The organism is Dyella sp. (assembly GCF_036384435.1).
Lineage (GTDB): Bacteria > Pseudomonadota > Gammaproteobacteria > Xanthomonadales > Rhodanobacteraceae > GSA-30.
Genome location: NZ_DASVMI010000158.1, coordinates 98,693 through 124,156 on the forward strand (window position 1 = coordinate 98,693; position 25,464 = coordinate 124,156).

Annotated in this window: 25 protein-coding genes; 11 read left to right on the top strand and 14 right to left on the bottom strand. The window is 59.7% G+C overall.

Going from position 1 to position 25,464, the window contains the following annotated elements:
- Positions 1–163: 163 nt before the first annotated feature.
- Together VF436_RS16095 and VF436_RS16100 are read right to left on the bottom strand one after the other, a co-directional pair.
- Positions 164–547 carry a hypothetical protein gene (locus tag VF436_RS16095; RefSeq protein ID WP_330905043.1) on the bottom strand — a complete coding sequence of 128 codons (384 nt, stop codon included), beginning with the start codon at positions 545–547 and terminating at the stop codon, positions 164–166.
- Complete coding sequence (locus VF436_RS16100; protein ID WP_330905044.1) at positions 544–3,846, bottom strand: winged helix-turn-helix domain-containing protein; 3,303 nt, start codon at positions 3,844–3,846, stop codon at positions 544–546. Before VF436_RS16100 ends, VF436_RS16095 begins: the two co-directional genes overlap by 4 nt.
- A 225-nt stretch (positions 3,847–4,071) precedes the next feature.
- On the opposite strand from VF436_RS16100, the gene VF436_RS16105 reads away from it, so the two are divergent.
- Positions 4,072–4,770, top strand: a complete 699-nt coding sequence (locus tag VF436_RS16105; RefSeq protein WP_330905045.1) for a sensor histidine kinase — start codon at positions 4,072–4,074, stop codon at positions 4,768–4,770.
- Positions 4,767–5,411: a response regulator transcription factor gene (locus VF436_RS16110; RefSeq protein WP_330905046.1), complete on the top strand. Its 645-nt coding sequence runs from the start codon at positions 4,767–4,769 to the stop codon at positions 5,409–5,411. Before VF436_RS16105 ends, VF436_RS16110 begins: the two co-directional genes overlap by 4 nt.
- On the opposite strand, the gene VF436_RS16115 is transcribed toward VF436_RS16110, so the two are convergent.
- A complete protein-coding gene (locus VF436_RS16115) occupies positions 5,397–5,918 on the bottom strand; it encodes a hypothetical protein (RefSeq protein ID WP_330905047.1) in 522 nt (173 codons plus the stop codon). The genes VF436_RS16110 and VF436_RS16115 overlap by 15 nt on opposite strands.
- 49 nt (positions 5,919–5,967) lie before the next feature.
- On the opposite strand from VF436_RS16115, the gene VF436_RS16120 reads away from it, so the two are divergent.
- Both VF436_RS16120 and VF436_RS16125 read left to right on the top strand, forming a co-directional pair.
- A complete protein-coding gene (locus tag VF436_RS16120; RefSeq protein WP_330905048.1) occupies positions 5,968–10,452 on the top strand; it encodes a TcdA/TcdB catalytic glycosyltransferase domain-containing protein in 4,485 nt (1,494 codons plus the stop codon).
- A 411-nt stretch (positions 10,453–10,863) separates the two neighbouring features.
- The gene (locus VF436_RS16125) at positions 10,864–11,289 is read left to right on the top strand and encodes a hypothetical protein (RefSeq protein WP_330905049.1); all 426 of its coding nucleotides are present in this window, start codon (positions 10,864–10,866) and stop codon (positions 11,287–11,289) included.
- Between the two features lie 233 nt (positions 11,290–11,522).
- Here the strand turns inward: VF436_RS16125 and VF436_RS16130 are convergent, their stop codons facing one another.
- The 3 genes from VF436_RS16130 to VF436_RS16140 all read right to left on the bottom strand — a co-directional run bounded on the left by VF436_RS16130 (position 11,523) and on the right by VF436_RS16140 (position 13,283).
- Positions 11,523–12,131: a DNA-3-methyladenine glycosylase gene (locus VF436_RS16130; protein ID WP_330905050.1), complete on the bottom strand. Its 609-nt coding sequence runs from the start codon at positions 12,129–12,131 to the stop codon at positions 11,523–11,525.
- A gap of 294 nt (positions 12,132–12,425) precedes the next feature.
- Positions 12,426–12,680, bottom strand: coding sequence for a DUF2164 domain-containing protein (locus tag VF436_RS16135; protein ID WP_330905051.1), 255 nt, complete (start codon positions 12,678–12,680; stop codon positions 12,426–12,428).
- Between the two features lie 105 nt (positions 12,681–12,785).
- Positions 12,786–13,283 (bottom strand): hypothetical protein, encoded by a 498-nt coding sequence (locus tag VF436_RS16140; RefSeq protein WP_330905052.1) that lies wholly within the window; start codon positions 13,281–13,283, stop codon positions 12,786–12,788.
- A gap of 245 nt (positions 13,284–13,528) precedes the next feature.
- Between VF436_RS16140 and VF436_RS16145 the strand changes: the two genes are divergently transcribed.
- The 3 genes from VF436_RS16145 to VF436_RS16155 all read left to right on the top strand — a co-directional run bounded on the left by VF436_RS16145 (position 13,529) and on the right by VF436_RS16155 (position 16,482).
- Positions 13,529–15,712, top strand: a complete 2,184-nt coding sequence (locus VF436_RS16145; protein WP_330905053.1) for a PAS domain S-box protein — start codon at positions 13,529–13,531, stop codon at positions 15,710–15,712.
- Between the two features lie 19 nt (positions 15,713–15,731).
- Positions 15,732–16,124 carry a hypothetical protein gene (locus tag VF436_RS16150; protein ID WP_330905054.1) on the top strand — a complete coding sequence of 131 codons (393 nt, stop codon included), beginning with the start codon at positions 15,732–15,734 and terminating at the stop codon, positions 16,122–16,124.
- Positions 16,125–16,191: 67 nt separating this feature from the next.
- Positions 16,192–16,482, top strand: coding sequence for a DUF3144 domain-containing protein (locus VF436_RS16155; protein ID WP_330905055.1), 291 nt, complete (start codon positions 16,192–16,194; stop codon positions 16,480–16,482).
- Between the two features lie 152 nt (positions 16,483–16,634).
- On the opposite strand, the gene VF436_RS16160 is transcribed toward VF436_RS16155, so the two are convergent.
- Positions 16,635–17,468: a helix-turn-helix transcriptional regulator gene (locus VF436_RS16160; protein ID WP_330905056.1), complete on the bottom strand. Its 834-nt coding sequence runs from the start codon at positions 17,466–17,468 to the stop codon at positions 16,635–16,637.
- 144 nt (positions 17,469–17,612) lie between these two features.
- Between VF436_RS16160 and VF436_RS16165 the strand changes: the two genes are divergently transcribed.
- Entirely contained in the window at positions 17,613–18,113 is a 501-nt protein-coding gene (locus VF436_RS16165; RefSeq protein WP_330905057.1) for a lysozyme inhibitor LprI family protein, read from the top strand.
- Here VF436_RS16165 and VF436_RS16170 read toward each other — a convergent pair.
- The 3 genes from VF436_RS16170 to VF436_RS16180 form a co-directional block, all read right to left on the bottom strand.
- Positions 18,100–18,582 carry an energy transducer TonB gene (locus VF436_RS16170; RefSeq protein ID WP_330905058.1) on the bottom strand — a complete coding sequence of 161 codons (483 nt, stop codon included), beginning with the start codon at positions 18,580–18,582 and terminating at the stop codon, positions 18,100–18,102. The genes VF436_RS16165 and VF436_RS16170 overlap by 14 nt on opposite strands.
- A gap of 65 nt (positions 18,583–18,647) precedes the next feature.
- Positions 18,648–19,568 (bottom strand): M14 family metallocarboxypeptidase, encoded by a 921-nt coding sequence (locus tag VF436_RS16175; protein ID WP_330905059.1) that lies wholly within the window; start codon positions 19,566–19,568, stop codon positions 18,648–18,650.
- Between the two features lie 79 nt (positions 19,569–19,647).
- A complete protein-coding gene (locus VF436_RS16180) occupies positions 19,648–19,971 on the bottom strand; it encodes a hypothetical protein (RefSeq protein ID WP_330905060.1) in 324 nt (107 codons plus the stop codon).
- A gap of 217 nt (positions 19,972–20,188) precedes the next feature.
- Here VF436_RS16180 and VF436_RS16185 point away from each other — a divergent pair, with 217 nt between their 5' ends.
- Entirely contained in the window at positions 20,189–20,911 is a 723-nt protein-coding gene (locus VF436_RS16185; protein WP_330905061.1) for a methyltransferase domain-containing protein, read from the top strand.
- A gap of 54 nt (positions 20,912–20,965) precedes the next feature.
- On the opposite strand, the gene VF436_RS16190 is transcribed toward VF436_RS16185, so the two are convergent.
- Both VF436_RS16190 and VF436_RS16195 read right to left on the bottom strand, forming a co-directional pair.
- On the bottom strand, positions 20,966–21,796 hold the full coding sequence (locus VF436_RS16190; protein ID WP_330905062.1) for an endonuclease/exonuclease/phosphatase family protein: 831 nt from the start codon (positions 21,794–21,796) through the stop codon (positions 20,966–20,968).
- Positions 21,797–21,975: 179 nt separating this feature from the next.
- Complete coding sequence (locus VF436_RS16195; protein ID WP_330905063.1) at positions 21,976–22,482, bottom strand: hypothetical protein; 507 nt, start codon at positions 22,480–22,482, stop codon at positions 21,976–21,978.
- A 234-nt stretch (positions 22,483–22,716) separates the two neighbouring features.
- Between VF436_RS16195 and VF436_RS16200 the strand changes: the two genes are divergently transcribed.
- Positions 22,717–23,217: a hypothetical protein gene (locus VF436_RS16200; RefSeq protein ID WP_330905064.1), complete on the top strand. Its 501-nt coding sequence runs from the start codon at positions 22,717–22,719 to the stop codon at positions 23,215–23,217.
- On the opposite strand, the gene VF436_RS16205 is transcribed toward VF436_RS16200, so the two are convergent.
- Positions 23,212–24,045 carry an oxidoreductase gene (locus VF436_RS16205; protein ID WP_330905065.1) on the bottom strand — a complete coding sequence of 278 codons (834 nt, stop codon included), beginning with the start codon at positions 24,043–24,045 and terminating at the stop codon, positions 23,212–23,214. The two genes, VF436_RS16200 and VF436_RS16205, sit on opposite strands and share 6 nt — an antisense overlap.
- A 71-nt stretch (positions 24,046–24,116) precedes the next feature.
- Here VF436_RS16205 and VF436_RS16210 point away from each other — a divergent pair, with 71 nt between their 5' ends.
- Complete coding sequence (locus VF436_RS16210; RefSeq protein WP_330905066.1) at positions 24,117–24,542, top strand: MerR family transcriptional regulator; 426 nt, start codon at positions 24,117–24,119, stop codon at positions 24,540–24,542.
- 591 nt (positions 24,543–25,133) lie between these two features.
- On the opposite strand, the gene VF436_RS16215 is transcribed toward VF436_RS16210, so the two are convergent.
- Positions 25,134–25,457: a hypothetical protein gene (locus tag VF436_RS16215; RefSeq protein ID WP_330905067.1), complete on the bottom strand. Its 324-nt coding sequence runs from the start codon at positions 25,455–25,457 to the stop codon at positions 25,134–25,136.
- Positions 25,458–25,464 lie beyond the last annotated feature (7 nt).

Consider the following 25,464-nt stretch of genomic DNA (forward strand, 5'->3'; position numbering starts at 1 on the left):
GACACAAAACCCAAAGCAAGCAAAATCATTCTTTTCATGGACACCTTGAAGGCGAAAAAACAATTTTAAATACATCTAATATCTTACATATTCCTGGCTTTAGAACTAACAAGAGACAGGTCGCGATATAGAAACATCGCGACCTGCACCTGACCCAGGACGATCAGACCGGCGGCGGATCGTTGGTGACCTGCGGATCGCAGCCAATCGTCCGACCGGAAGCCTTTTCACGGGCGCGCACAGAAACCACGGTGACCTGCTTGCGGATGTTCTGGTGCAAGATCGTCATGCGATCGCTGGAAGACTTGTCGTCGAGCTTGACAACCTGGCCGGTCAAGTCAGAAGTGTAGACATCCAACAGCTCGAATTTGTCCGGATCGATCAGGTCATACTCGATCTCGGTACCGCATTCGGTGACATGGACCACTTCGGGTTTGAACAGATAATTGAACCCGTCACGCATGGTCGCACCCGGGAAGCTGTCTTCCTGGATGACCAATGCCACTTTAAAGGTTGCGGCGTCGTTGCCTTTGTGATCTTTGCTCATTGAACCTTCTGCCTTGATGGGATGGATGATAGATAGGATTCAAACATCGGCGGGCGATAACCTGACTGGTCGAGCCGTTGCAGGTATGGCGCCGCCTCATTGTTGCGCCCGAGCAGCACGGACGCGCGCACAAACGGGTCAAGCAGACGTGGATCATGACTTTCGGCCACACGCGGGCCCAATTGCTCAATGACATTGAGCCAATGGCGCGTCATGGCGTTGCGATCTCCCTGCGCCGCGGCAGCTTCCCCCGAAGTGATCTCCAGTATAGCGTTCAACGCCATGCCACCTGCCGTCTTGGCGGCACGGCCCTGCACGGCAAGGTCTGTCCATGCAGCATCGAGCAACCCACGTGCGGCCACTGCGTCGCCACCGCGCAACGCGATGACGGCGCGATCATTGCGCACCAAGGCAAGCAAGGCATGCCAGTCGGCCATGGTCTGGTCGCGCGCCAGCAAAGCATGCAACCCCGACTCGGCTTCGGACAAGCGACGCTGCGCAAGCGCCGTATCACCCATGGCATACGCCAGCCAGCCTTGTTGCAACCGGGCATAGGCCAGGTCGCGCTGCCAGTTGCGGTTGTCCGGCACCTGATCGACCAGGGCCGCGAAACTAGCCACCGCCTTGGCGTAATCGGGTGCAGCGGCGGCATATTGCCCCAGATCGGCTTCGGCCTTGGCCACACGCAAGTTGGACAATGCTTCGCGATAGCGCCACAGATTCGACGGGTCACCTTTTTCGCGAGCGGCAAGCACCGCCTCCCGCTCGTGCACGAAGGCATCCAACGCCTGATGCAATTCACCACGCTGCAATTGCACCGAGGCCAGCCAGCTCATCGTATCGGCAAGCTCCAGACGCGTCTTTCGATCATCGCTGACCGCGCCGAGCACTCGCTGTTTCCACTGCGCCGATTGTTCGAAGCGTTTGGCCGCCTCGTCCAGTTGATCGCCCTGGACGGCAAACGTACCCAAATTGTTGTTGGCGTAGGAGAGCTCAAGCCACGCATCGGGGGATGCCGGCTCCAAGGCCATGCGCTGTTGGGCATCGGTAAGGTATTGGGTCCATGCGACCCGGGCGTCTTCTCGCTGGCCTCGCTTGGAAGCGATCTGCCCTCGCCAGTAGTCGATCTTGCCCTGTTCGGCATACGCCTCGGCGAGTGTCGGCTCGCGCACGACCAAGTCATGCACGCGATGACGCGCCGACGTGAAAGCAGCCAGCGCCGATTCCAGGTCACCTCGCGCAAATCGAATTTCCCCCACCTCGCGCATGGCGGTCACTTTGCGCAATACCGCATCGGGATCATCGCTCTGACCGTCATTGTCGAGCACGGCCATGGCACGTCCGGTCACCGCGTCAAGCAGGTCCAGGCGTCCCAGTTCGTCCAGTCGCTCATGCAGATCACCGAGCATGAAATCGAGCAGGCCCTCGGCATCGGCCCGGCGATGCTCGGCGCGCTGCTCGGCCCGGCGCGCCGCCAATGTCGCCAGAAACAGGAAGAACGCCAGCGCCAGGATGATGCATGACACCACCGCACGCGCCGTGGCGCCAAGCCGGGCACGGCGCAGGCTCGCCGCCACGAAACGTTGCTCGGCCGCATCGAGCGAAGGCTTGGTATTGCGGTGCATGGAACGCGCGTCGGCCAGCAGCAAGCCCGGCGGAATCAGATGCTCCTGCCGCTGCCCTTCCTCCTTCCAGCGGCGAGCCATTTCTGTAATACGCGCGCGCGATCGCAACATGGCCCGATGCGCAGCCACCCAGTCGAGAATGCGCGGCCAATGTCGTAGCAAGGCTTCGTGGGCCACCGTGAAACACGGTTCGTCGGCGTCGAGCATGCTTACCATCAGGTGCGCATCCACCAGTCGACGCACTACATCGTGCTGTCCGGCATCCTCCAGATCACACCAGCGCACGCTACGGGCGGTAATGCCGTCGCCGTCGCTGGCCACACTGATCAATCTGCGCAACACCGTATCGAATGCCGCGGTGGCGCCCGAATCAAGCTGCGAGAAAACCTGCTCAGCCCGACGCGCCAGCGCGCCCTCGAGCCCCCCGAGCTCCCGATAGGCGGCGAACGTGAGCTCGCCCTTGGGCCCGCGCGTCTCGTAAAGCGCCTGCAAGGTGTATTGCAGCAACGGCAGGCTGCCCGCATGGTGCGCAGCAGCATCCAGCAGCACATCGTCGAGCTGGCGCTCGGTCTGCGCATCTCGCTCGAACGACAAGCCGGCAGCGATCGCCGGCAGGCGGATCATCTGGGCGATCTCACCCTCCGTGGGCGCCGCCACATCATAAAGACAACCATCACGCTTGAGCGCAAGCAAGCCAGGCACCGCCATCAGGCTCGGGTAGAAATCGTTGCGGCACAACACCAGCACAGCCACCCGGCCGCAACGGGCCAAGGCCGACAACACCTCCACGAAGGCCGCCAGATCCGCGATGGGTAACTGCGGCGAGGTGGTCAGCGCCTCCAGGGTCTCGATCACCAGCACCAGCAGCGCACCCGACGGTTGATCGCGCATGGCATGCTCGATGCGCTTAAGCACGCTATCGATGTCGGTCCTGAGCGAACTGGCGAGAGCCTCGCGCTCGGTCTCCAGGAAAATGGGCCGACCGGCCACCTCCCAACGGGTCAATGCCAGCGCCAGGGCCTCCAGTGGCAACATGCCGTGGGGGCGTGCCGCCACACTCGACCAACTGGTAGCCCGAACGCCGTCGCTACCCGCCTCACGCAGTAGTGCCGGTACTACGCCGGCGTGGATCAACGAGGACTTGCCGCTGCCACTGGGGCCCGTGACCAGGGCGAAGGCGCAGCCGGCGGCCTGCTGGGCACGCAGGGCAGCCAGCAGTTCGGCAATGGCCCGGGCCCGTCCGAAAAACAGCGGTGCGTGGCCGGCATCAAAATGAAGCAGGCCTCGATAGGGCGACCCACCCGTCCAGGTATGCCGAGCCGGCTGGCCGCGCTGGCGCTCATCGGCAAAGGCCACCTCGGCGATCACCTGGTAGCCGCGCTTGCGCACGGTCGCTATATAACGTGGAACACGGGCATCGTCCCCCAGCGCCTTGCGCAACAGGGCAATCGTCTTGTGCACCGGGTTATCGCCATAGAACGTGCCACGCCAACAATCGACCAGTAACTTGTCGGCGCTGACCACCCCGCCACCACTGGCGGCCAGGTAAGCCAGCACGTCCATCAGCTTAGGCTCGAGCGTGATTCGCTCCTCGCCTCGCTCGATCGATCGTTGCGCAGGACGCACGATCCAATCACCAAAAGTGAAGTATGGCGCCTCGCCGCTTTCGGACATCCGCGTACCGATCCCTGTGATTCCCCGGGGCGCAGTGTCGACGCGCGCATGGTGCAACGTCAAACCGTAGCGTCGGAATTTGCCGGGCGCTTGGCGTTTTTCCACCTCCCGAGCACCACTTCAACCCCATGATTTTATGCAGAAAGATAAACCGTAAGGTTTTCGGAAGGACCCACCCCGGGTATCACCGCGAAGGTGCTGTCACCTCGACACGGATGAACCGCCATGCATCGCACGTCGCCTCGACCCGGTCGCCCCTCAGTGGGCAGGATCTCCACCCTGGGCAAGCATTCGCCCCGTGACTCTGTCTCGACCGAACGCAATCCGCTGGCCCTGCGACTCCATGACGAGGTCGGCCAATGGCTGGCGCTGGCCCTGCTACAGGTCAATGGCATTCCCGCTACCGACCCCGAAGTCCAGCGCACCCTCGACCCGTTGCGGGCAAGCCTGGACCGGGCGATGCAGGCCATCCGCGATCTGCTTCAAGGCGAGGAAACATCTGCGTCGCCCTGTTCCCTGCTGGCCGCCATCGAGCAAAGTCTGGCCGACTGCCCCTGGGCGGAGTTTCCCCTGGAGTCCCGGCTCTACCCGATGTTGTCCGACCTGCCGGCCGCGGCCGCTCCGCTGGCCCCGCGCGCCATTCGCGAACTGGTCGGTAACGCCCATCGCCATGCCTGCGCCACCCAGATCGGGCTGCGTGCATGGCAACAAGGCGAAAGCTTGTTCGTTCATGTCGAAGACGACGGCATCGGCTTCAACGAGTCGGACAACGGCCCTAACTTTGGCCTGCGCAGCTTGCGGCGGCAGGTCACCGAGGCCAACGGGCAACTGGCGTTCTTTGCCCGGCCGGGCGGCGGGACCCTGGTCACGCTGGAACTGCCGTTGCAACCCCAGGTCCATGCCAGCGGGGAGCAGGTCGCATGAATGCTTTCCGAGTGCTTCTGGCTGACGACCATGCCCTGCTACGCGAAGGCATCCATGCCCTCATCGCCCGCAATGCTTCCTTCGAGGTGATTGCCCACGCCGCCGACGGCCGCGACTGCGTGCGCCTGGCTCTGCGCGAAAATCCTGACCTGGTGATCTTCGACCACTCGATGCCCGGCCTCAACGGCGTCGAAGCGGCGCGACGCATCGCGGCACGCTCCACACGCACGCGCCTGCTCTGTCTTTCGATGCACGAAGAGCCAGCCAGGGTGCACGCCGCCTTCGATGCCGGTGCTCACGGTTATGTACTAAAGCGTTGCGCTTTCGGTGAACTGATCGAAGGCATGGAGACCGTGATGAAAGGACGCCACTACGCCAGCCGGGATATCGCCCATCTGCTCGCCGAACGCAACCAGATTCGTGCCGCCGCCCCGGAAGCTCCCCTAAGCAGCCGCGAGCGTGAGATTGCGCAACTATTCGCCGAAGGGTATGCCACCCGCGATATCGCCGAACGACTGTGCGTGAGCGTCAAGACCGTCGGCACGCACCGCGAGCACATCATGGCCAAGCTCGGCATCCATGGCATTGCAGACCTGACACGCTACGCGTTGCGGGAGGGGCTGACCTCACTTGAGGGATAGGCCTTCAGACCATGAATCGTGACCTGACAAAAGCATATACAGTCCTACATACATGAACGCCGACCGTAACAAAATCAGCCGATAGCCACGTTTACAGGGCTGCACTCGATATACGAAAGCACGACGGCATGCTTTAAATACGAGACCTGTTGTCCCTAACAGCAGGCCGTCAGTGAAACTCGTAAACAGCCACCAAACTACATATTCCGTCAACACCAAGCACCCGGAGCAGGAGATCGACGACGCAGGAAAAACATCCGGCGGCGATAAGCCCCGGCAGATAGAGATATCCCCACTCGTCTCACCCAGAACGTGGTCAGGTAAATCCGCTGCAAGCATCGGACAAGACCACTTGTCCTTGCCCGGCCAAATGCCGACGCAAAGTCTCACCGCAAAGACCATCGTCCCCAGGGCCCTTTTCAAACCCGCGCGAGGCCAGTCAACCGGTTCAGCGAACACTTCTGCGCCATCATCGGCGGCCATGCCGATAGCAGTCCCGGCAAACATACATTTCACCTGGATGGGAGGCGGCCTCGGAGCCCCCCAGGCGGAATACATGGGCATCTGGAAACAGGCAAGCTCGCCCGAACAACAGTTCAACCTGTGGTACGACAGTGACAGCATGTTGGCGCACAAGACCATGGAGTTGCTCAACAACGCTGCCGATCATTATGTCCAGACCCACTACAGCTATCTGGCCGATTCAGAGAAATCCAGGGTCCTGGCATCCTACGCCGTCACGCTTAAACGGGAACTGCAAGACGCCATCCAGGAGGCAAGGTCACGAGGTGGCACCGGAGACGACGGCAGGATTCAGTGGCTTACCGAGCACCTCGGGCAAAAAACGAGCGACCTGCAAGCACTGAAAGCGCATAACCTGCAGACTCTGAGCGCGTTCTCGGAAACAAGACATGTCACGCTCCGTGACATCAGGACGGAGTTGACCCAGCACAGCCTTTTCAAGGCCGTGGACTGGGAGATGAGCTATCGCGGGAGTCTGGCAGGCTCATCGGACATGATCCGCTTGATGGCTCTGGACAAGATGGGCGGCCGCTACGCCGATGTGGATTTACTGCCTCCGCTGAACATACCAGGCATCGATATGGCGGCCATGCAACCCGACGAGAAATTCGGCGTGCTACAGATCATATTGAATGCCAACCCCGGCTGGATGCCTCACAGAGACATCTGCGACCCGGCGAGGTCGAAATACATTGACAAGGTGACACCAGCCAATCTGGCAGCGATCGACCTTTGGCTCACATCCAGGCCTGACATATCAGCGACATTCAAGGTGGACGACCATCTCCTCAGCAGTCCTTCGGGCATGCGCTTTGGACCTGTCAACGGGGCCGCATCAAACGCCTTCCTGGCCTCCCACAGCGACTCGCCCCTGTTATCGCTCATGGCAAGCGACATTTCCAAAGCCTACGACAGGATCATGGCATTCGATGAATACGCAAGGCTCAACGATGTCGATGCCTCTCATGTCGACAGTGCCTTCCAATTCATCACCAAGCGAATCGAAGCCACCGGAAACGTCGCCGATTTCTCCTATACGCTTGGCCTGAGTGAATATTTCACGGATGGCTATGTCAGCGACTCGGCAAGCACCCAGAAAACGACAGGGCCCAGCCTGATCGTGCGAACCAACGCGCGTTTGAAGCAACCTGGCGGCCAAGTACAAGCCAATGACGCCCCCGCGCAGCCTTCTCAGGGTATCGAGAGTTTCTTTCACTCCGAAACCGAAGAGGAAATCAAAAGCTCCTGGAAGAAAAAATCGAGCAATGAACCCATCTGGAAAGCATCCCCTGCCATCTATACCGGCCCGGCTCAACACGCTTCAAGCCCGGCATCCACGCACATCGTGGATATACTGAGCGGCATAGCCAGCCGAAGATACCTTACAGCCGGCGACCTTTCGTTAGCGAACAGGATCGAACTTGCCCAATGGTTTCCGGCCTCCGACGACATGTCCACATGGAGCCAGGCAAAAAGGGCAGCCAACGATACCGCCAGCATGACCCAGATCCGGGAGCAATACGCGACCTTGCGCCAGCACGGCATCGACGGTCATGCACCGGGACGACTGTCCATGCGCGATCGCCTTAAGTCACTTCAGGCACGCGAGGCATCCCTGACTTATCTGAAAGCCAATCTCCCAGCCGAGGCGAGCTTTCACCCCAACCTTCGCGCTCCCGTGATCGGCGAAGAATCGCGTCGCGCCCATATTGGCCTGTTCGCCGCAGAAGCCATTCTCGGCTACGACATGCCCAACTTTTCCAGCCGTGCCGATGAAGGCCTTGAAGGCCTGCTAGCAAACCTCAAGAATGATGCGCAACACCAAGCATTGCTCCACTTAGGGCGCGAGGTGCAAGTAAATCAGAAGCAGCCAGTTTCCAACGCGGCCGACATCCTTGCCGTCCTTGACATGTCAGCCAACCAGGTCATCCACATAGGCTCCGGAGATTCCCTGCTGTCGGTGTCCATGCGTGAATCGCGCGATGGACAGCGCTTTTACGGCTTTTGCGATCCAACCATTGGCACCGTCTCGGATATTGCCGATCCAGGGGTTTTCACAAAACTGCTCGATCAACATATCGACACAAGCTTCAGGAAAGCCAACCAATCGATTCATGTAGTCAAGATGATGGTGACCGATCAGGCCACCAAAGACCTGGTCCAAAGCAATCTATCCGCCATGACCCAGCCGTCCCAGCGAGAACTGCTAAAGGCCTATGATCGACGCCACGGCCCGTTGAATCTTGGCGATCTTGCCGTCTCCAGGCTGGAATTGCATGACCATGGCGCGATCATCGATGGCCATATCATTAGCGTGGAAGGGCTTCATCGCGCCGGCGACCAATGGAAGGACCTGCTGCAGTTCAGCGGCGCCACCGTCGTCAACAGTCAGCTGAATGGTCATCCTTCTTCGCGAATTACCGATATTTTGCTGGGATTATCCGATGCACGCGAAAGGAATCCTTCGCCCATAAACCTGGGCAGTCTTTCCATCGACCGAACCACGCTTTACAACATGAATGCACTTGTCGATGGTAAACCGGTGCGCTTTGATACTCGCCTTTCGGCCAAACTCGCCAATCGCATCACGCTGGATCCCCTATCAGTACAGCAAGGTATTCAACGCATGGGCGCTGACGAATTTGCCCACGTCGTGGCACGCATTGCCGAAAGCAGGACCTCCGGCAAAGCCCTGTTTGTGGAAGGCCGCGCTGCTTGTGGGGGAGCCAGATCGCACTGCTCCTTATCGCGCATCGATACGGGGCGGTTGAATGCCTTGGCCTCGACTCTCGCAGACCTCTCCTCACGATCTCACGGCACGAGCGATCAAGCCAACCTTCTCAAATACACACTTTCGGATGGACGATTCATAACGCACACGGGAAACGGATTGCTCGCTCTCAGCCTGGTGTCACAAATACGCAGCCTCATACGCAACGTCGAGGAAGGCAACACAAGCGCAATCGCACTTGACAGTGCAGGCCTAGCCACCGAGATCACCGGAGAATTACTGGAGATCAGCAGCGCCGCGATCGCCGAAGCCATCAAATCGACCTCCTTCCTGAGCAAGTTCAATACGCTGCGGGTCGGCGGGCTGACGCGCGGCATCGGTATTGTGGGCAACTTGCTCAGCTTGCCGGCGGAAATAGGCCAGGCGGTGATCTCGTTTCAACAGGCCGCCAGTTCCGAGGGGCAACAAGCGACTGATCACGCGGTTTCCGGCAGCATCGCGACAGCGTCGGCCGCAACCAGCATGGCCACCGTGGCTGCCATGGCGGCCGGCATCCGAGGCGCCGGCCCGATTGGATTTGCCGTCGCAGCAGCTCTTCAATCTGCTTCGGGTCTCTACTCGACCATCCGTACCATGAATGAGATCCGCAAGTGGGCGCCGTTGAACGCGTCGGACGAGTTCAATGAGATCCAGAAACAATTTTGGGGCTCGTTTATCGGTGGGGTATCCATCAGCGACCACATCCTCGACAGGATCAAGGTCAACAAGGAAACCTCTATCGGTGAGCTCGTGCTCAAGATCAATCTATCCAGAATTCTGCAGCATTCACGAGGGAAATTTGGCCTTGGCATCCATGGAAGCCTGACCTCGAATGCGGCAGGCCACGTGGTCGATGCAGATGACGAGATCGATCCGAACGGATTGAATCACCATAAAAACATCGTAAAGCAAAAGTCTGGCGACATGTCGAACGTACTGTGGGTGACCGGCGGCGGTAACGATCGCATCCGGGGGTACAAGGAGAGAAACAATTACTTCGTGCTTGGCGATGGATCGAAGACCGTCACGGGCGGCGAAAGGGAGAATCATTTTCTCAATATCGGATCGGGGTCCTATCGATTTTCCAGCCTTGGGAGCAAAAATTTTTATCAATTAACCGGCAAAAATAGCTTGGTCGTCATCGAAAATGGTGGCGCCGTATCCAACGAGCTTTCGCTTGATGACGCATTATCTAATTTGCGCGTGTCCAGCATCGGCGCGGATCTACTGATCCGGCATGGGGTCGAAGGCGAAAATTACATCATTCTCAGAAATGTCTATGAGCGCAAAGCCGGACACTGGGTACCCAAGCAAGGCACCAGGCTCAGCTTGCTCACGAAAGACGGGTTTGTTGTTTCACCGGAACTGCCGGCCAGACGCCCCTTGGAAGATCGAGCACCAGCAACGCTGGTCGTGCTTTCCCTGCCTCGTGCCGAGCCAAAGCCTGAACTCCCCGGGCCACCCAGTTTTGCGCTCGATAACCTGGCCAATGCGCTCAGCCGTGGATTGGATGAATTACGGAAGGTGGCCGTATCCATGGGTATCCTTGCGGGTGAGAACATCCCATCCGGCTGGCCCGAACATGACACGTCGCCGCCGAGTGGCCCAGAAGCTTTCGTTACGCCTGATTCACCCTATTACCGATATAGGCACAAACTGACCATGGATAGATTGAAGCCGCAGGATGCCGGCCAGATGCTGGGCTTGGATGGACAGATCGTTTCGATGATCCGTAAGCTTCTTTCCTGATGCGCTGATTCGCATTTCGGGGATGTGCGAGTGCGGCGTTGCCCCGTAACGGCTTACGTAGAGACTTCAGGAGCAATTTCAGGATTTGCCCTATATCGGCTACTTTCCGCGCCGACGATAGTGACCCAGCACCGGATATGCCGTGGCCCCTACGGGCCACGGCACCACGCATCACAGGCTTCCCGATTTCCCATGAGGACTAATTAAGGTTGTCCGCATAGGTAACGCCGCATATAAACATGGCTGGCACGATACACGCCGCCCAGCCCGAGCATCAACGCACTGCCAGGAAGAACGGCTTCATAGATACCTACATCGATCAAGCCAGGGCCACCTTCCCATGGTTCGGCCAATACCTGGCGTTTACTTTTAATCTCTTCTGGCTGGGCGAACCTTGAGGATATGTGTCGCGTGTCGGCCTTTGCATTGAGTCACCTGATCACCGCGTTACAGCAAGCCATCATCGATGCCCAAAGGGACATCGAGAGAATTCGTGATGCACCACCCATTGGCGAGAACGCCATCGCGACTGCGCATATCTTGCAAGTACAGATCCCCTCAAGCGACGCGTCGCTGGCGCTGCCCTTGCGGATCATGAGCGATCGGTGGATGCCATCCCTGGGATCCATGAGCGTGGACTTCGAATGTCAGTTGCATTACGGAAAACGGAGCGAAGACCCACGTTCGCCGCTGATGGTGTCGCTGGGCCCGCATAGAATGAACTGGCTATTCCGCCGAGCCACCCATCGCGTGCGACTGAGCTTTACCGCGAAGGACGATTGGCGTCCAAGATTGGAAATCGATGGGCAACCGATACCCGCCCACCCGCCCTTGTAGGAGCGATTTCAGTCGCGAAGCAATCTGCGATCCAGTCGCAGATTGGGGCTTTTAAAGCTCCAAGACGCGACCTCGTTGCGTCTTGCATTGCGACTGAAGTCGCGCCTGCAAGCACGGCGGGGCGATGATGAAGGTCGCACCAGTTCCATACGTCGCGCTTGAGGTCTTCGCATGCCGGGGGGAAGCCGATGGCATCTGGACCTGAAGTCGCTTGCGCCAAGCAAGGCTGGCGGTCACGCGCCCCGCGATACGAAGGCGTTGCCAGGCACGATCCAGCGCCAGGGCAGCTCTCTGGCACGACTGATTCCAATGCGCGGGAGCCCTCGATTGTGTGGCGGCGGCGGCACGCCATCATCATAGATGCCTACCGGGGAGGTAGCATCCAGCACGTCCATGCCCGTATCGGCGCCAGTCAAGCCCAAAGCCTGTGTCAGGCGCCCCGGCCCACGACACAGGTCACGATCGACGATGCGCGGACCGCGCGCCTGCCGCATGGCATCAAGATTGGCGATCGGCTCCAAAGCGCGCAGCAGTACCGCCGAACCCACGCCCACAGGAGCACAGACAATATTGCTGCACCAGTGCATGCCATAGGAAAAGTACACATACAGATGCCCTGGCTCTGCGAACATCACCCGGGTACGCGGCGTCACGCCACGAAAACTATGCGCCGCCTCGTCACGGGCACCCTCATAGGCCTCGACCTCGACGATACGTCCAACTCGTCCATCGGCCGTGGCAATGATCTTGTTCAACAGCAGGGGCGCGACCTGGGAGGCCTCGCCCTTAAAGAAGCCACGCGAAAGCAATCGACCGAATACACGTTTGGCGCGACGCGGCATGGCGATGGCACACGCGAAAGAAAGATCAATCGTACCAAACCTTCATTTGCGCGACGGCGACGCCTTGAATGCGGTCCGGCACGCCTCAGCGGTGCGCCATGGAACAACTCACGAAGGCCGTTTCGACGTTAACCGGCACTGATCTGGATCTGGCCACACCGGCGTGCCACACACTCAGCAAGGCCATGTCGCATTGGGGAATACACATACCCATGCCCGCTCCGTCACCACCAGGCGACCACACGGCGCGGACGTTCCCGGCCGTGATCGATCATCCGCCGGACCTGAACGGCTCTAGCGCTGAAACTCAGTGGGCTGCTCCAACTGGTAGATGGCATCCTGGATATCATCCAACCGTGCGGCCAGCAGAGCCTGGGCATCATAGAGCCCGCGATTGTAGAAATAGGCGCCAGTTTCTTTGGCGAAGAAATCAAGCAGGAACTCGGCGTCGAAACTGCCGATTTTCTGCCCCAGCTCTTCGGCGAAGTACAGCTGAATCTTCTTCACGATCACGCCGCGCTCTTCGCTGCTGAATGCAATACCTTCCACGTCGTGCCTCTTCCTTTCAGGAGTGTCCAGGGCCTTTGCCCATCGGAGGGCAAGTACCATGAAAGCACGACATCGTCACGGGGGAAACGTCCCGCTAACGGGAACTCAGGTCAGTGAGATGGTGTTGCGATCATCCTGGCCCACGAGCAACACCTTACCTTTGCGCTTGACCAATTGATCGATGCGCTTGCCATCGATATGCATGCGCCCGACTACCACGCGGTAACTGACCTCGATGGTCGCGCCTCGATGGTCGGATGTATAGGTCACGCTGTCCTGATGGCTTTTGTACTGCACGCTCAAAGGCGTATGCGCTGCGTCGGCAACGCTACGCAGTCGCTCGGCGGCATTGCGAGCGCTTTCGCAATACTTGGCCTTGTCCATGGTTTCGCGCACGGCCTGGCCGTTGACCAGGGACACGCCGCTCCCCTGAAAATCATCAGCAACCAGCGCACAGGCGGTAGTTGCGTCCAGTTCAACCGTGGACTTGGTGTCCATCGCATAGAATTCGGCTATGGACGCATCGCCCAACTGAAGCGAATGCCAATACATCCAGCCTACCAGTGCGGCGATGACCGCGACTGCCAGCACGAAAATCCGCACGCTTTATTCCCCCTGGGACTTCATGTCCCGCGCGAATGCTTGCGCAGTGTCCGGGGCCGAGTCAATACTTCCCAGCGCCGTAGGGCAAATCTGATATCGCTGCTGTTTCCTGCCATGGATCACAATTTGATCACCGCAGGCCCACAGTTCGGACGTGGTTAACGGATCGCGTACGTCTCAAGCGCCATCATGCTTTGCCGATACATTTTCTTGAAACCGGCAACAGTAACGCAGAGGACCTTGCCGTGCTCGCACCGCTCGCCCTCAACCCGCAACAGGAATCACGCCGTCTCCAGGCCTTGCACGATCTGGATGTACTGGACACGCCTGCGGAATCCCTGTTCGACGATCTGGTTTTGCTTGCCAGCGAAGCCTGCAAAAAGCCTATCGCGCTGATTTCGCTGGTCGATGCCAGGCGCCAGTGGTTCAAGGCTCATTGCGGCATGGCGTCTCGAGAGACTCCACGTGCCTGGGCATTCTGCGCCCATGCGCTGGATCGCTCGACCATCCTTGAAATTCCTGATGCACTGGCAGATCCACGCTTTGCCCAAAGCCCGCTGGTGTCAGGGGCCCCGCATATTCGCTTTTATGCCGGCGCGCCGCTGATCGGACAGGGAGGCCTGGTCTACGGCACGCTGTGCGTCATCGATCAAAAGCCCGCCACACTCAGCACTGGCCAACGTGGCGCGCTGGAACGACTGGCCCGGCAGGCCGTCGTGCTGCTGGAGGCCCGGCGCGACCGCCTGGCGGCCGAGGCCAAGGTACAGACCTTGGCCCATCTGCTCGATGCGGTACCCGATGGCATCCTGTCCTGTGGTCCGGATGGCAAGCTGCGAGAATTCAACCATGCGGCGCGTTTCTGGCACGGCGTAGATGCAAGCAAGATCCCGGTAGACACGTGGCCGGAGTATTTCGAGCTGCACGCCATCGATGGCACAAACCTGATACCGGGCCACAACACGCCTCTGGCACGTGCGCGGCGCGGCGAAGCGGTGCGCGAGGCGGAACTGGTAATCCTGGCGCGCGGCCAGCCCCCGCGTGTCGTACTGTGCAATGCCGACGCCTTGCATGATGCCCAGGGACGCCTGCTTGGCGCCGTGTGCACCATGCGCGATGTCACCAGCCTGCGCGATGCCACCCACGAAGCGCTACTGGCCGCACGCCGATTCACCGGTGCGTTTGCATCCGCCGCGCATGGCATGGCCATGGTGTCGCTGGCCGGTTCCTGGCTGGAAGTCAACGACGCGCTCTGCCAGATTCTCGGCTATAGCGCCGAGGAGTTACAGCAGCTCGACTTCCAGCGCCTGACGCATCCCGACGACCTGTCCTCCGACCTGGACCTGGTCGATGATCTATTGCAGGGACGGCGCAACAGCTACCAGATGGCCAAGCGTTATTTCCGCAAGGACGGTCGCATCGTATGGGCGCGGCTGGCTGTTTCGCTGGTGCGCGACGAGGCCAGTAATCCGATGTACTTCGTTTCGCAGATCCAGGACGTTTCCGAACAGCATGCGGTCGAGCAACGCCTGCGCGAAAGCGAAGCCCAGATGCGTACGGTGGCCGATCACGTGCCGGCCCTTATCGCGCACATTGATGTCAACCTCACTTATCGCTTCGCCAACAAGGCCTATGCAACGTGGTTCGGTCGCCAAGCCAACGAGATCGTCGGGCAGCATATGAGCGAGGTACTCACGCCTGAGCACTTCCAGACTCTGCAACCTTACCTGGTGCGTGTGCTGTCCGGCGAGGCCGTCGATTTCGAGCTGGAAGCCATCGGGCCCGATGGCCGCTTGCACATCATGCGCGCCAGCTACGTGCCCGATGTATCGAGTAGCGACCCGCTCGACCGCCATTCGCCTTTGAGTTTTCACTTGATGATCAGCGACGTCACCGCCGACAAAGAGCTCGAACGCATGCTCGAAGCGCGCGCTCTACGCGACGAGCTGACCGGGCTACCCAACCGCACCGCCTGGAATGACGCCTTGTTGCGCAGCACCGATCACGCGCGCCGGCACAACGGTCCGGGAATCGCTGTGATGTTTCTCGATCTGGACGACTTCAAGACCGTCAACGACCAGTTCGGTCACGACGTGGGTGACGGCTTGCTTTGTGCCTTCGCCGAGCGCCTGAAGCAAGCGCTCGGCGATGATGATTTCGTCGCTCGCCTGGGCGGCGACGAATTCGTGGTGCTTATCGACAAGGGTGCACAACTGGCCCCGGAAGTCGAACGAGCGGCGAAACGCATTCAGTCCATGTGTGCGGTGGCTTTTCAGGTCAATGGCCATGCGCTGTCGCTTAAACCGAGCATCGGCGTAGCCGTGCAACAGGTTCCTGGCTACGATCCGGCGCTCCTGATGCGACATGCCGACGAAGCCATGTATCGTGCCAAGCGCGCCGGCGGCGGTAGTATCGATATCGTGCAGATCTGATTAGTCCAAGGAATTGATCATGTCCCAAGCCCCGTGGTTACGCAGTGCCTTGTTGATGGGCCTTTGCATGGCCAGTTCCGCGGTCACGGCGCAGGTGTCGCCCAAAGGCAACTGGCGAGGCATCATCGACGTGCTGCCGAACAGGCCACCTGTCGCTCTGGTCTTGAAAGTCGCCGGGGAGACGGCCACGTTGTCATTGCGCGAGCCCCTGCAATGCAACGTACTGGGCCGCTTCGTACTGCTCGACCAGGCTGGCAGCCACTATAAGTTCGAGCCTGCCAATGGCGGCTACTGCATGCGGCTTTATCCGGGCGAAATGGTTGTCAAGCCAACCATGGACAACAAGCTGTTGATAACCATACCCAGTACCAGCGGGCCTGCCCTGCACGCCGAACTTGAGCATGCCCCTTGATCGTGCGTGCATGCGTGGCCCCGGTGAACTGGCATACTTAGCTCCTTTCCCGCTTCACGTGGCCACCATGGCGCAAGATCTCGACCCGCAATTCTTCGATCGCGCCGACGCGGTCATCCGCCTGGCCAATGAACAGTTGGCCGACGCCAACCGCGGTCAAGTCAGTGCGTCGTCCTTGTATGCGGCATCGCGCTTCAACGCCTGGGTCGCCACCAGCGCGTGCCCTACCGTTGAGGATGCCCGGCGATCCCGTGATGAAATCCTGGAATATTTCACGCGGCAATATCGGGCGATGCTCAAGGAAAACCTCGATGACTACATCGAGAACTTCCATACGTACGTGAAGCCGATTTCGTGACCGGCGCATTCATGACAGGTTTGTCAGGGCCAAGGCAGAAAGTGTCGAAAAACCCCTGATCTACCTGATCATTCCAGCCGAGCACCCAGGGAGAGCGAAGGATAGGAAAGGTTTTCGAGGCCGCTTTCAGACTCCCCAGAAAACCCAGGGCATCAGGCCCGATCTCGCACCAGCTTCGCTACTCGATCCCTGTCGTCCTGCGTGGCCGGATTGTAAATCACCATGCTCAGGTCCGGGCGCCCATCGACGGTGAAGGCCGAATATTCCAGGCTGATGTTACCCATCACCGCGTGCTGCAACTGCTTGGTGCCTTCGCCATGGTTGCGTACGTCGTTATCACGCCAGATACGAGCAAAGTCGGCGTAAGTCTGGCAAAGCTCGTCCACAAACGCCCTGACCTGCTCCGAGGCACCCACCCGTGCGACATCCGTGCGAAACGTGGCCACCGCAAAACGGGCGATCGACTCCCAGTTCGACTGCGCCGAACGCACGCGACCATGGGAAAAAAGCAAGCGGAGAATATTGCGCTCTTGTGGCGGTATCGCACCGTAATCGGTGAGCACGAGCGTGGCCACGCGATTCCATGCCACGATGTCCCAGGTTGCCGTCTTGACGTAGGCCGGGCTGAGCGTCAGCGCATCAAGAATACGCTGCAACCGTGGGGAGACGTCTTCGCTCGTCTGGAAACGCACCTGCGGCGGCCTGCCCAAGGCAAGCAGGAACAGGTGTTCGCGCTCCACGCTGGTCAGCATCAGTGCGCGGGAAATACGATCAAGCACATCCGCCGATGGCGCCCCGCCACGCCCTTGCTCCAGCCAGGTGTACCAGGTCGCACTGACATTGGCACGCTGGGCCACCTCCTCACGCCGAAGTCCGGGCGTGCGACGGCGCGACAAGGGGTAGCCCAGTGCGGCAGGGTCCAGTCGTGCCCGGCGTGCGCGCAGATAGGCACCGACGGGATTACCGCCGGTCAATGGCTCGCTCATCCTGTTACTCCTCATACCTGGATAAGGGCTTAGATTTACCCCTATAGCATAACAGGCTGTGGGCGTTCCCCGTAGCGCGTTCAGGCAGATGGGCCAAAGGCGAAGATATGCTGTTCGTAGGAGCAGTAACCATAAGGACACGACATGCGCACGATGACCCGCTGCACGACGACGCTCTTTTTCTGGTCTTGCATCTTCTGGTCGGGTATCACAGGCTGCGTGGCGACGGACACCAGGTTCGTCGACAACTGGCCTTCCATACCGTTGCCGTCCAACCGCGACAACACCGCAGCCTATGCCCAGGCTGTCGGACTGCGTCGCAGTTACGTCGCTTGTTTGATGGCGGCGGACGACGTACCCAAAGCCCGCATCGATTGCGCAAGCCAGGAGGCTCGCTATCAACGCATGCGCAAGCAGCAGGCGCTCACACGACTACTGAGTTCCCATGTGGGCATCGAGGGCAAGCAGATTCGCGCCGAGGAGCGGCGTTGGATAACCTTTCGCGATGATTTCTGTGCATCGGATGACGATGCCGAAACCGATGTATGCCTCGTTGAGCAGACAGCGGACCGCGCCACTCAACTGGAGGGCCGCATCGAGCTGGCCCATGTTGATACGCCGGCCCACGAATTCAGTGCGAACTGATCGCGCCATCGTAAGGCGGCGCAAACGATGGCAGGAAAGCGATCGACGCATGTACCTGCGACGACTTGGGCAGGCCCGCCGCGTAACGTGGCCGATAACGCCACGTACGAGCGGCCGCTACGGCGCGCTCATCAAGATCAACAGACCCACTGGACGAGGTGACATCGACCCTTGCAACGCGCCCCTGCACATCGATCGTCAACATCAAGCTCACGGCGCCGCCCTTCGACACCCGCAGTTCGGCTGGTGGATAGTCGGGCGCCTGGCGCAAGGGCTCGGACTCAAGCGTCGCCTCCGGGCTGCTCCACAACACCTGCCGTCCGTCAGAGAACACCGCGTATTGCGTCATATCCACCCGAACAAAGCCCCGGATGAAGGCAGGTCCGGAGGCATGGTCGGTGGCCACGGCGCTCGTCCAGCTCAGCGACATGCCCGTCAAGCACGCCAGCACACACCATCGCCCTTTCATGATGCCTCCGCCGCCATGGACACCAAGGTATAACGCAACGGAGGCATGGAAGGGGTTGAACGGCCTCAGGCAGAGGCGAGTGCAAAATCCAGAGCGGCGCACACTGCAGCGACCTGCGCATCATTGCATTGGGCAGGTGTGGCACGCGGGCTATCAGGATAGACCTCGGTCGTGGTCGTATAGCGCGCACGCGTGATACTGGCGCACAGACCCAGCCGGGTTAGCGCGTAAAGAATGAGGCCAGGCGCGGCCACAGGCGACCCGATGATTTCGCCATGCGCATCGGCGGGTGCAATGTGCGTGACCTTAGACACCGCCTCGATCACGGCTTGCTGGAAGGCAGGCTGGGGGTTTTCGGTGTCGCCCACCACATAGAATCCGTCCGGAATCGTGCCCGGCACGTATGGCAGGCCATCGCGCGCCGCCAGCGCGGGACGAAATTCCGATTCGTCGGTATCGGTGGTTTCGTGCAGATCGATATGCACCAGGAACCGCCCGACCAAGGGTGCTACGAGCCGCATCAATGCGGCCGATTCCGGTGCCGGGCTATCTTCGCGAAACGAGCGATTGGGATCGATCGCCAGCGCGTTCCAGCGGTGAATACGCTCATAAGCCCACGGACTGACGCACGGCACCATGAGCAGGTTCAGTCGCCCCGCATAATCGGCCGCGTGTTGCTCGACGAACTGCAACGCACCGTGCACACCACTGGTCTCGTAACCATGAATGCCCCCGGTCACCAACGCCACAGGCAGATCGTCACGCCAATCGCGGCTGCGTATCGCGACCAGTGGATAGCTATCCGGGGAATAATCGATGCGCCCGTACTCGGAAACGTCAAAACGCGTACGCAGGGGCCCGATCCGGCTCAGCACGTCATCGGCGTAGCTGCGCTGGCGCACCTGAAGCGATAACCAGGCTGATACTTCAGCAGGGCCCCAGGCTATGCCAGGAGTACCAATGGGATATGCAGCAGGTGTCGTCATGATTGGCTTGCGAACGGATGGCTTGGCCAGACTCTAGCACTCGCAGTACGGGGCAAGCACCTCTCGCCAAGCTGGATGATCAGCCGCCGGTCACCACCAGCAAGGTCACCAGCGCCGCGCCTACCGCGAAGGGCAGTGCCATGAAAAGCAGTTCGGCCAGCCGGCGGCGAGGGCGTGGACACTGAAGTTTCCGGTAGGCAAGCCAGGCCAGCACCACCGATATCATCGATAGAAAACCGGCAGCAAAAACGCCGAGCATATAAAGCCCCAGGATCGGCATGCCGCACGCCCAGCCATGAACCCGCTCCTGCGCTGCCGCTTCTCTTTCGCCCAACGTGTAAACCGCCGAGGGAATGATCACGTAAGCCATAAAGGTCAAAACCCAAGCCACGCTGCGCTTCACTGTGCCCCTTCAAGGATACCCACTCTGGACGGCAGCGATGGTAGCAGGGGCCGTCCTTGCGGCGTGATGAACAAGACATGCCCGCCCCGAACGGCTCGATACTATCGAGCCAGCGCGCATCAGAGCCTAGAATACGGTGACCGGCCACACGGCCTGCCTTCAAGTTTCGCAGCCGCCAGACGATCCAGCCAGAGATGGCGCCATCCAAGGTCAACCTATGAAGTTCTGCCCGATCTGCTCGCATAGCTTTCCGAACTTCCTGCCGCTCCCGGCGAGCTACTTCCAGATGTTCAACCAGTTGAACGTGCCCTACTCGCTGGACGAATTCGAAACACTCAACGTTGGGCAATACACCTGCCCAAACTGCCAGGCGTCCGACCGTGATCGCCTGTATGCGCTGTTCCTGAAGGCATACGTGCAACAGCGCGCCGGCCAGGAATTGCGGTTCCTGGATATCGCCCCCGCGCCGAGGCTCTCCCAGTTTCTCAAGAGCCTGCCTGGCGTGAGGTACCGCTCGGCCGACCTGATGTCACCGCTGGCCGATGACAAGGTCGACATCACGAACATGGATGGCTATGCCGATAGCAGTTTCGATTTCATCGTGTGCTCGCACGTGCTCGAACACGTGCCCGATGATGCCGCAGCCATTCGTGAACTGCGCCGCGTGCTGGCTCCGAACGGCGCCGCGATCCTGATGGTGCCGATTCTGCTCAGCCTGAAGGAAACCGATGAAGACCCGAGCGTGACCGATGTCAATGAGCGCTGGCGGCGTTTTGGTCAGGACGACCATATCCGCATGTACGAGCGCAGCGATTTCCTCCAGCGCCTTCATGCTGGCGGCTTTCAGGTGAAGTCGCTGGACGTCAACGTGTTCGGACGCGATATCTTCCAGCGCTGCGGTATTACCGAGCAGAGCGTGCTTTATATCGGGCAGGGTTGAGGCGGCTGTCGTCGGCATACGCAGCAGCCGCCTGGTACCAGATCACGCCAAGGCTCAGAACGTAAAGTCGGCCTGCACGGGGAAGTGATCGGACGGATAGCGCCCATCCTTCGAGGTGGTCACCGTGCGAGCGTCCTTCACCGTCACGCCGCGATAGAGAATCCAGTCGATGCGCTGATCCGGCGTGCCCGTGAAATTGTGAAACGTCTTGTCCGGTCCTTCGCGCCGGGGCGCGCTGTCCCAGGCATCCTTGAGGCTGGCCGTGAGCGCGGTGTGTGCCTGGCTCTGGGGGCCCGTGTTGAAATCGCCCGTGATGATCACCGGCACGCTGGCCGGTAACTTGGCAACCCACGCGGCGATCTCTCGTGCACTCTTCGAACGCGCATCTTCATCCTGGTCGCGATACGGGAAATGCGTATCCAGCAGATAGAAGCGCTTATGGTCCGAAATGCTCTCGAACAACGCCCAGTTGACCATGCGCGGAAAGACATTGCCCCAGGTGATGCTGGCGACCTTGTCCGGCGTATCCGACAGCCAGAAATCGCCCGACTCGACGATCTTCAAGCGATCTTTGCGATAGAAGATCCCCATGTGCTCGTCGTTGTGGCCGCCAAAGCGATCTCGACCGAACCACGTGTACTCAGGCAGGCGCTCGACCGTGTCATCGCCTTGCTGCTTGTTCAACTCCTGCGTGCCGATCACGTCAGGATGCAACTGCCGGATGGTGTCGGCAAACAAGTCGCGACGCTTGTCCCATGCATTGGGCCCATCCTTTGCCACCATGGTGCGGACATTGAACGTCATGATGTTCAGTTCAGCCGCTGATGCAGTGAGCGCACCAGCGGAGATGGCGACGGCGAGTACCGCGAGTGAGAGACGACGCATGGCCTTTGAATCCTGCTGAATGACCCGCTGACTATAGCCCCAACTGAACCTATATCGCAGCCCGACATGCACGGGCTGCGATATCACGTCTTCAGCAGTGTGATTTACGATGCAACTTAAGTCTCTACACCAGGGCGAAGATCAGCCCAGGGGTACGGATAGCGCCATGATAAAAGAGGTCATTGGATGGTCTTGTGCGCACGCTCGGCCCATGCCAGTGCAGCGTCATGCGAAATGACCTGCGCCTGCAAATGACGCCGCGTATATACAGCTTTTCCACTAAATCCTGCTGGCTGGTCCTCGGAGGACAAACTCACGTAAATTCTATTCTCGTGAGAAATTGGCAGCGCGAAATCAAGCATTTGATCACCGGAAACTTTGACCCATATGGGGATAACGCCCATGGGTGCGTTGACGGCAATGTAGTCATTGTTTGCGATTGTGCCCACGAGCGTATCCAGCACATAGATCTTGGCCTCTCGGTCCGCCATGCCATAGTGATCGCGGATGATGTAGATCAATGCGTAACCACCTCCTGGCGGCTTCGGCGCGACAAAGGTCCTGGTGCTTGCACAGCCGGCAATCGTCACCATTACCGCTATCAACCACATAAGACGCACGAATACGATTGAAGCGTGGACACGCGCAAAAAACACGCCCTGGCCGGGACGGTTGTTGTCGATCATTGATATTCTCCCCTGTTATCCCTGGCCGCAAGCATGAGCATCTTTTGATGTGCTTCATCACCAGGCCGCCGGCCTCGTATCCTGGCGGAAACATTCTAGCCCGTTTGTTTCGTGCGCACCCGGGAATCAGGCCAGAGCCGCGTGAATCACAGTTTCTTGCGGACACCGTCGCGACAGATACCATGGCATAGTTCCTGTCGCCAAGATGGCGGTCACGACCCAGGGGAAGAAATCATGCGTTTACCGTTTGCGTCGTTGGTCTATGTGCTTTTACTTATTGCAGCATCGGCATCGGCCGACGATTCGCTCAAGATTGAGACCCAACAAGTACCTAAATACGTGGCCTTCCTGGAAGATCACCCCTTGGACAAGCTGGCGCCTTACGTACGATCCGCGCTTTTGCAATGGGAAGACAAGACAACGGACGTTGTCGATGTCGTGTGCCAAGGTGTATTGGCTCCCTTACCGGACACATCCATTCCGCATAGCAGTGAACTGATCGGGCAATTCATTTTCGGCAGCGCAGCCCACCAGATAGCTGTCCCTGCCGACAAAGACAAGCTGATCCCGAATCAACTTGCCGGCATGCGGAGCTTGTTGAAGGCATACGCGAATATCGTTCGTCAGGAGCCCAACGCTCACCATGCACGCCTCGATGAACTGAGCCGGCATGAGGCCGATGGAACACTGGCAACCTTTCTCACTCCGGTGATCGCCGCATCATGCAAATCATGAGCCGGCCAGCGATTTCTCGATTCGCCGCATAATCCCGTCGAAGGCACGATCGCTCAACCAGCGACGCAGGAACAAGATGGTTTTTGCACCGCCACCGGTGGCATAGCGCGTGCGTGGTCGCGATGCCTTGACGGCACGCGTGATGGTCCGGGCGACCACCTCCGGGGGTGAGACCATCGACGAGGTCTCCGACTGTGCCAGCATGCGCGCATGCCGATGCGCCTGCTCGCCATAAGCCGTATCGCCGGAATAGCGCAGCAGGCCTTCCTGGGCTATTCCGCTCCATTCGGTGCGAATGGCACCGGGCTCCACGACCACCACGTGAATGCCGAACGGCGCGACTTCCATACGCAGGCAGTCGCTCAAGCCTTCCACCGCAAACTTGGTCGCGTGATACCAGCTACCGAGCGGCTCGTGCATCTTGCCGCCGATCGAGGTGATGTTGATGATGTGGCCCGAGCGCTGGGCGCGCATCATCGGCAGGCACAACTGGATAAGGCGCGCGAGACCAAACACGTTGACCTCGAACTGGCGCCGCCCCTCGTCCAGGGGCACGTCTTCCAACGAACCGTATGAGCCATAACCGGCATTATTGACCAGCGCATCCAGGCGTCCCTCGCGTTGCGCGATGGCTGCCACCGCACGCTGGATCGAGCCGTCATCGGTCAGGTCCAGCGACAGCACCTGCGCGCCCGCCTGCGCCAGGCTTTCCATGCGATCCACGCGACGCGCGGCCGCATAGACCTTGTAGTCAGCGGCCATCAAGTGGCGCGCGGTCGCCTCGCCGATGCCCGAAGATGCTCCGGTGACCAATGCTACGTGGGTCATGACTTGCCGCCTGTCAGGAAGTGAGGAGCCAGTCTAAACTGGGGGCTATACCCCCTGGTCAAGTACCCGCCATGCTGATCGCCGAATTCTGCCGACGCGCCGACCTCACCCGCGATGCCGTACGCCTATACGTGAGCCTGGGCCTGATCAAACCCGGTACGAGCGCATCGGGCAGTCGCTACCAGCACTTCGAACAGGCCGATGTGGAGCGCGTCGCCTTGATCAAGGTGGGCCAGCACCTGGGCTTTACGCTCAAACAGATCGTCGCACTGAGCCAGGAATACGAAGCCGGCGCCCTGGATCGCGCGCGCCGGCTGGCTGTGATGCAGGCACAACTGGCGCAAGTGCAGGAGAAGGCCGCCAAGCTCGATCAATTGCAGGCTTATCTGCACGCCAAGATCGCCTGGATCGAAGGCGGTGAATGCGGTGAAGAGCCATCATTCTGCGGACTGGCGGCGGCGACATTCCTGCGTGGTGAGCCACGGCCAGCGTCTTGAAGCTGCCCGCGCCAGCGTTGCGTCCGTTACCCAAACGCCAGACACGAACCGCGTAAGAGCGACTTCGGTCGCGACGAGGTCGCGGCTTGGAGGCTTTTAGAGCCCCAATCTGCGACTGGATCGCAGATTGCCTCGCGACTGAAGTCGCCCCCACGAGGTAACGCGCGTCGGGGCTGGACGCAGGCACGCGAAAGCAGCCCACCTGGCAAACCGGGCGGGCTGTGCGGTCTTACCGTGTGAACACCTCCTCATTCGAGCTGCGGCTGGCAGCTATCCAGTACATCCGTAAGCTGGCTGACCAGACGCGAGTACTGGTACGACAAGGCGCTCGCAGGAACGATCAGGCGAGCCCCTTGCGTCAAGGGACTGCACAAATCACCCACCTGTCGTTGATGGGTACCGCTTCGTGTGGAGTTTCTAGCGTGCGTTTACGTGAAACAGTCATTCATCACACGCGCAATTCAGTCAGTTGCGCCCGGCGCGATCAATTCGCTTCTGGCATTCGACATCCATATGACGCCAGCTCCTGACAAGCTAATCCCCACATTGGGCTAGCTCCTACGTAGACGGTGGCGGATTGCTCAGAAGCCGCTAGCGAAGCGCGGAGTTGGCTTTCGGTGGAACGATGCATGTCCTGCCGTTGATATGACGAAGAAAACGAACAACCAGCTGCCCGTGACCTGACGCCACCAACTGTTCCGCTGTGCGCCCGCCGAGGCTATCGATAGGGTCTTCGACGTACCAGCGGAGAAGATTGATAACATCGGGTTCAATTCGTGCCGCTTCATGGATGACTGCGATCAGAACGCGGCTCACGTCTATCGATTTAGCATGTTCGTGGCCGGCAATGAAAAGTTCGTGACCGAACAGGTTCGCGTCCGCCTTCATTGACTTCCCTTTGCGCGTAACCGCCATAAGCCTG

Excerpts from the sequence above, each read along its gene's own strand:
- VF436_RS16185 (WP_330905061.1), top strand. The coding sequence starts at position 20,189 with ATGAAGTTCTGCCCGATCTGCTCGCATAGCTTTCCGAACTTCCTGCCG.
- VF436_RS16115 (WP_330905047.1), bottom strand. The coding sequence starts at position 5,918 with ATGTTTGCCGGGACTGCTATCGGCATGGCCGCCGATGATGGCGCAGAA.
- VF436_RS16110 (WP_330905046.1), top strand. The coding sequence starts at position 4,767 with ATGAATGCTTTCCGAGTGCTTCTGGCTGACGACCATGCCCTGCTACGC.
- VF436_RS16130 (WP_330905050.1), bottom strand. The coding sequence starts at position 12,131 with ATGCCGCGTCGCGCCAAACGTGTATTCGGTCGATTGCTTTCGCGTGGC.
- VF436_RS16155 (WP_330905055.1), top strand. The coding sequence starts at position 16,192 with ATGGCGCAAGATCTCGACCCGCAATTCTTCGATCGCGCCGACGCGGTC.
- VF436_RS16210 (WP_330905066.1), top strand. The coding sequence starts at position 24,117 with ATGCTGATCGCCGAATTCTGCCGACGCGCCGACCTCACCCGCGATGCC.
- VF436_RS16200 (WP_330905064.1), top strand. The coding sequence starts at position 22,717 with ATGCGTTTACCGTTTGCGTCGTTGGTCTATGTGCTTTTACTTATTGCA.
- VF436_RS16160 (WP_330905056.1), bottom strand. The coding sequence starts at position 17,468 with ATGAGCGAGCCATTGACCGGCGGTAATCCCGTCGGTGCCTATCTGCGC.
- VF436_RS16105 (WP_330905045.1), top strand. The coding sequence starts at position 4,072 with ATGCATCGCACGTCGCCTCGACCCGGTCGCCCCTCAGTGGGCAGGATC.
- VF436_RS16095 (WP_330905043.1), bottom strand. The coding sequence starts at position 547 with ATGAGCAAAGATCACAAAGGCAACGACGCCGCAACCTTTAAAGTGGCA.
- VF436_RS16205 (WP_330905065.1), bottom strand. The coding sequence starts at position 24,045 with ATGACCCACGTAGCATTGGTCACCGGAGCATCTTCGGGCATCGGCGAG.
- VF436_RS16165 (WP_330905057.1), top strand. The coding sequence starts at position 17,613 with ATGCGCACGATGACCCGCTGCACGACGACGCTCTTTTTCTGGTCTTGC.
- VF436_RS16120 (WP_330905048.1), top strand. The coding sequence starts at position 5,968 with ATGGGCATCTGGAAACAGGCAAGCTCGCCCGAACAACAGTTCAACCTG.
- VF436_RS16175 (WP_330905059.1), bottom strand. The coding sequence starts at position 19,568 with ATGACGACACCTGCTGCATATCCCATTGGTACTCCTGGCATAGCCTGG.
- VF436_RS16195 (WP_330905063.1), bottom strand. The coding sequence starts at position 22,482 with ATGATCGACAACAACCGTCCCGGCCAGGGCGTGTTTTTTGCGCGTGTC.
- VF436_RS16215 (WP_330905067.1), bottom strand. The coding sequence starts at position 25,457 with ATGGCGGTTACGCGCAAAGGGAAGTCAATGAAGGCGGACGCGAACCTG.
- VF436_RS16170 (WP_330905058.1), bottom strand. The coding sequence starts at position 18,582 with ATGAAAGGGCGATGGTGTGTGCTGGCGTGCTTGACGGGCATGTCGCTG.
- VF436_RS16100 (WP_330905044.1), bottom strand. The coding sequence starts at position 3,846 with ATGTCCGAAAGCGGCGAGGCGCCATACTTCACTTTTGGTGATTGGATC.
- VF436_RS16150 (WP_330905054.1), top strand. The coding sequence starts at position 15,732 with ATGTCCCAAGCCCCGTGGTTACGCAGTGCCTTGTTGATGGGCCTTTGC.
- VF436_RS16190 (WP_330905062.1), bottom strand. The coding sequence starts at position 21,796 with ATGCGTCGTCTCTCACTCGCGGTACTCGCCGTCGCCATCTCCGCTGGT.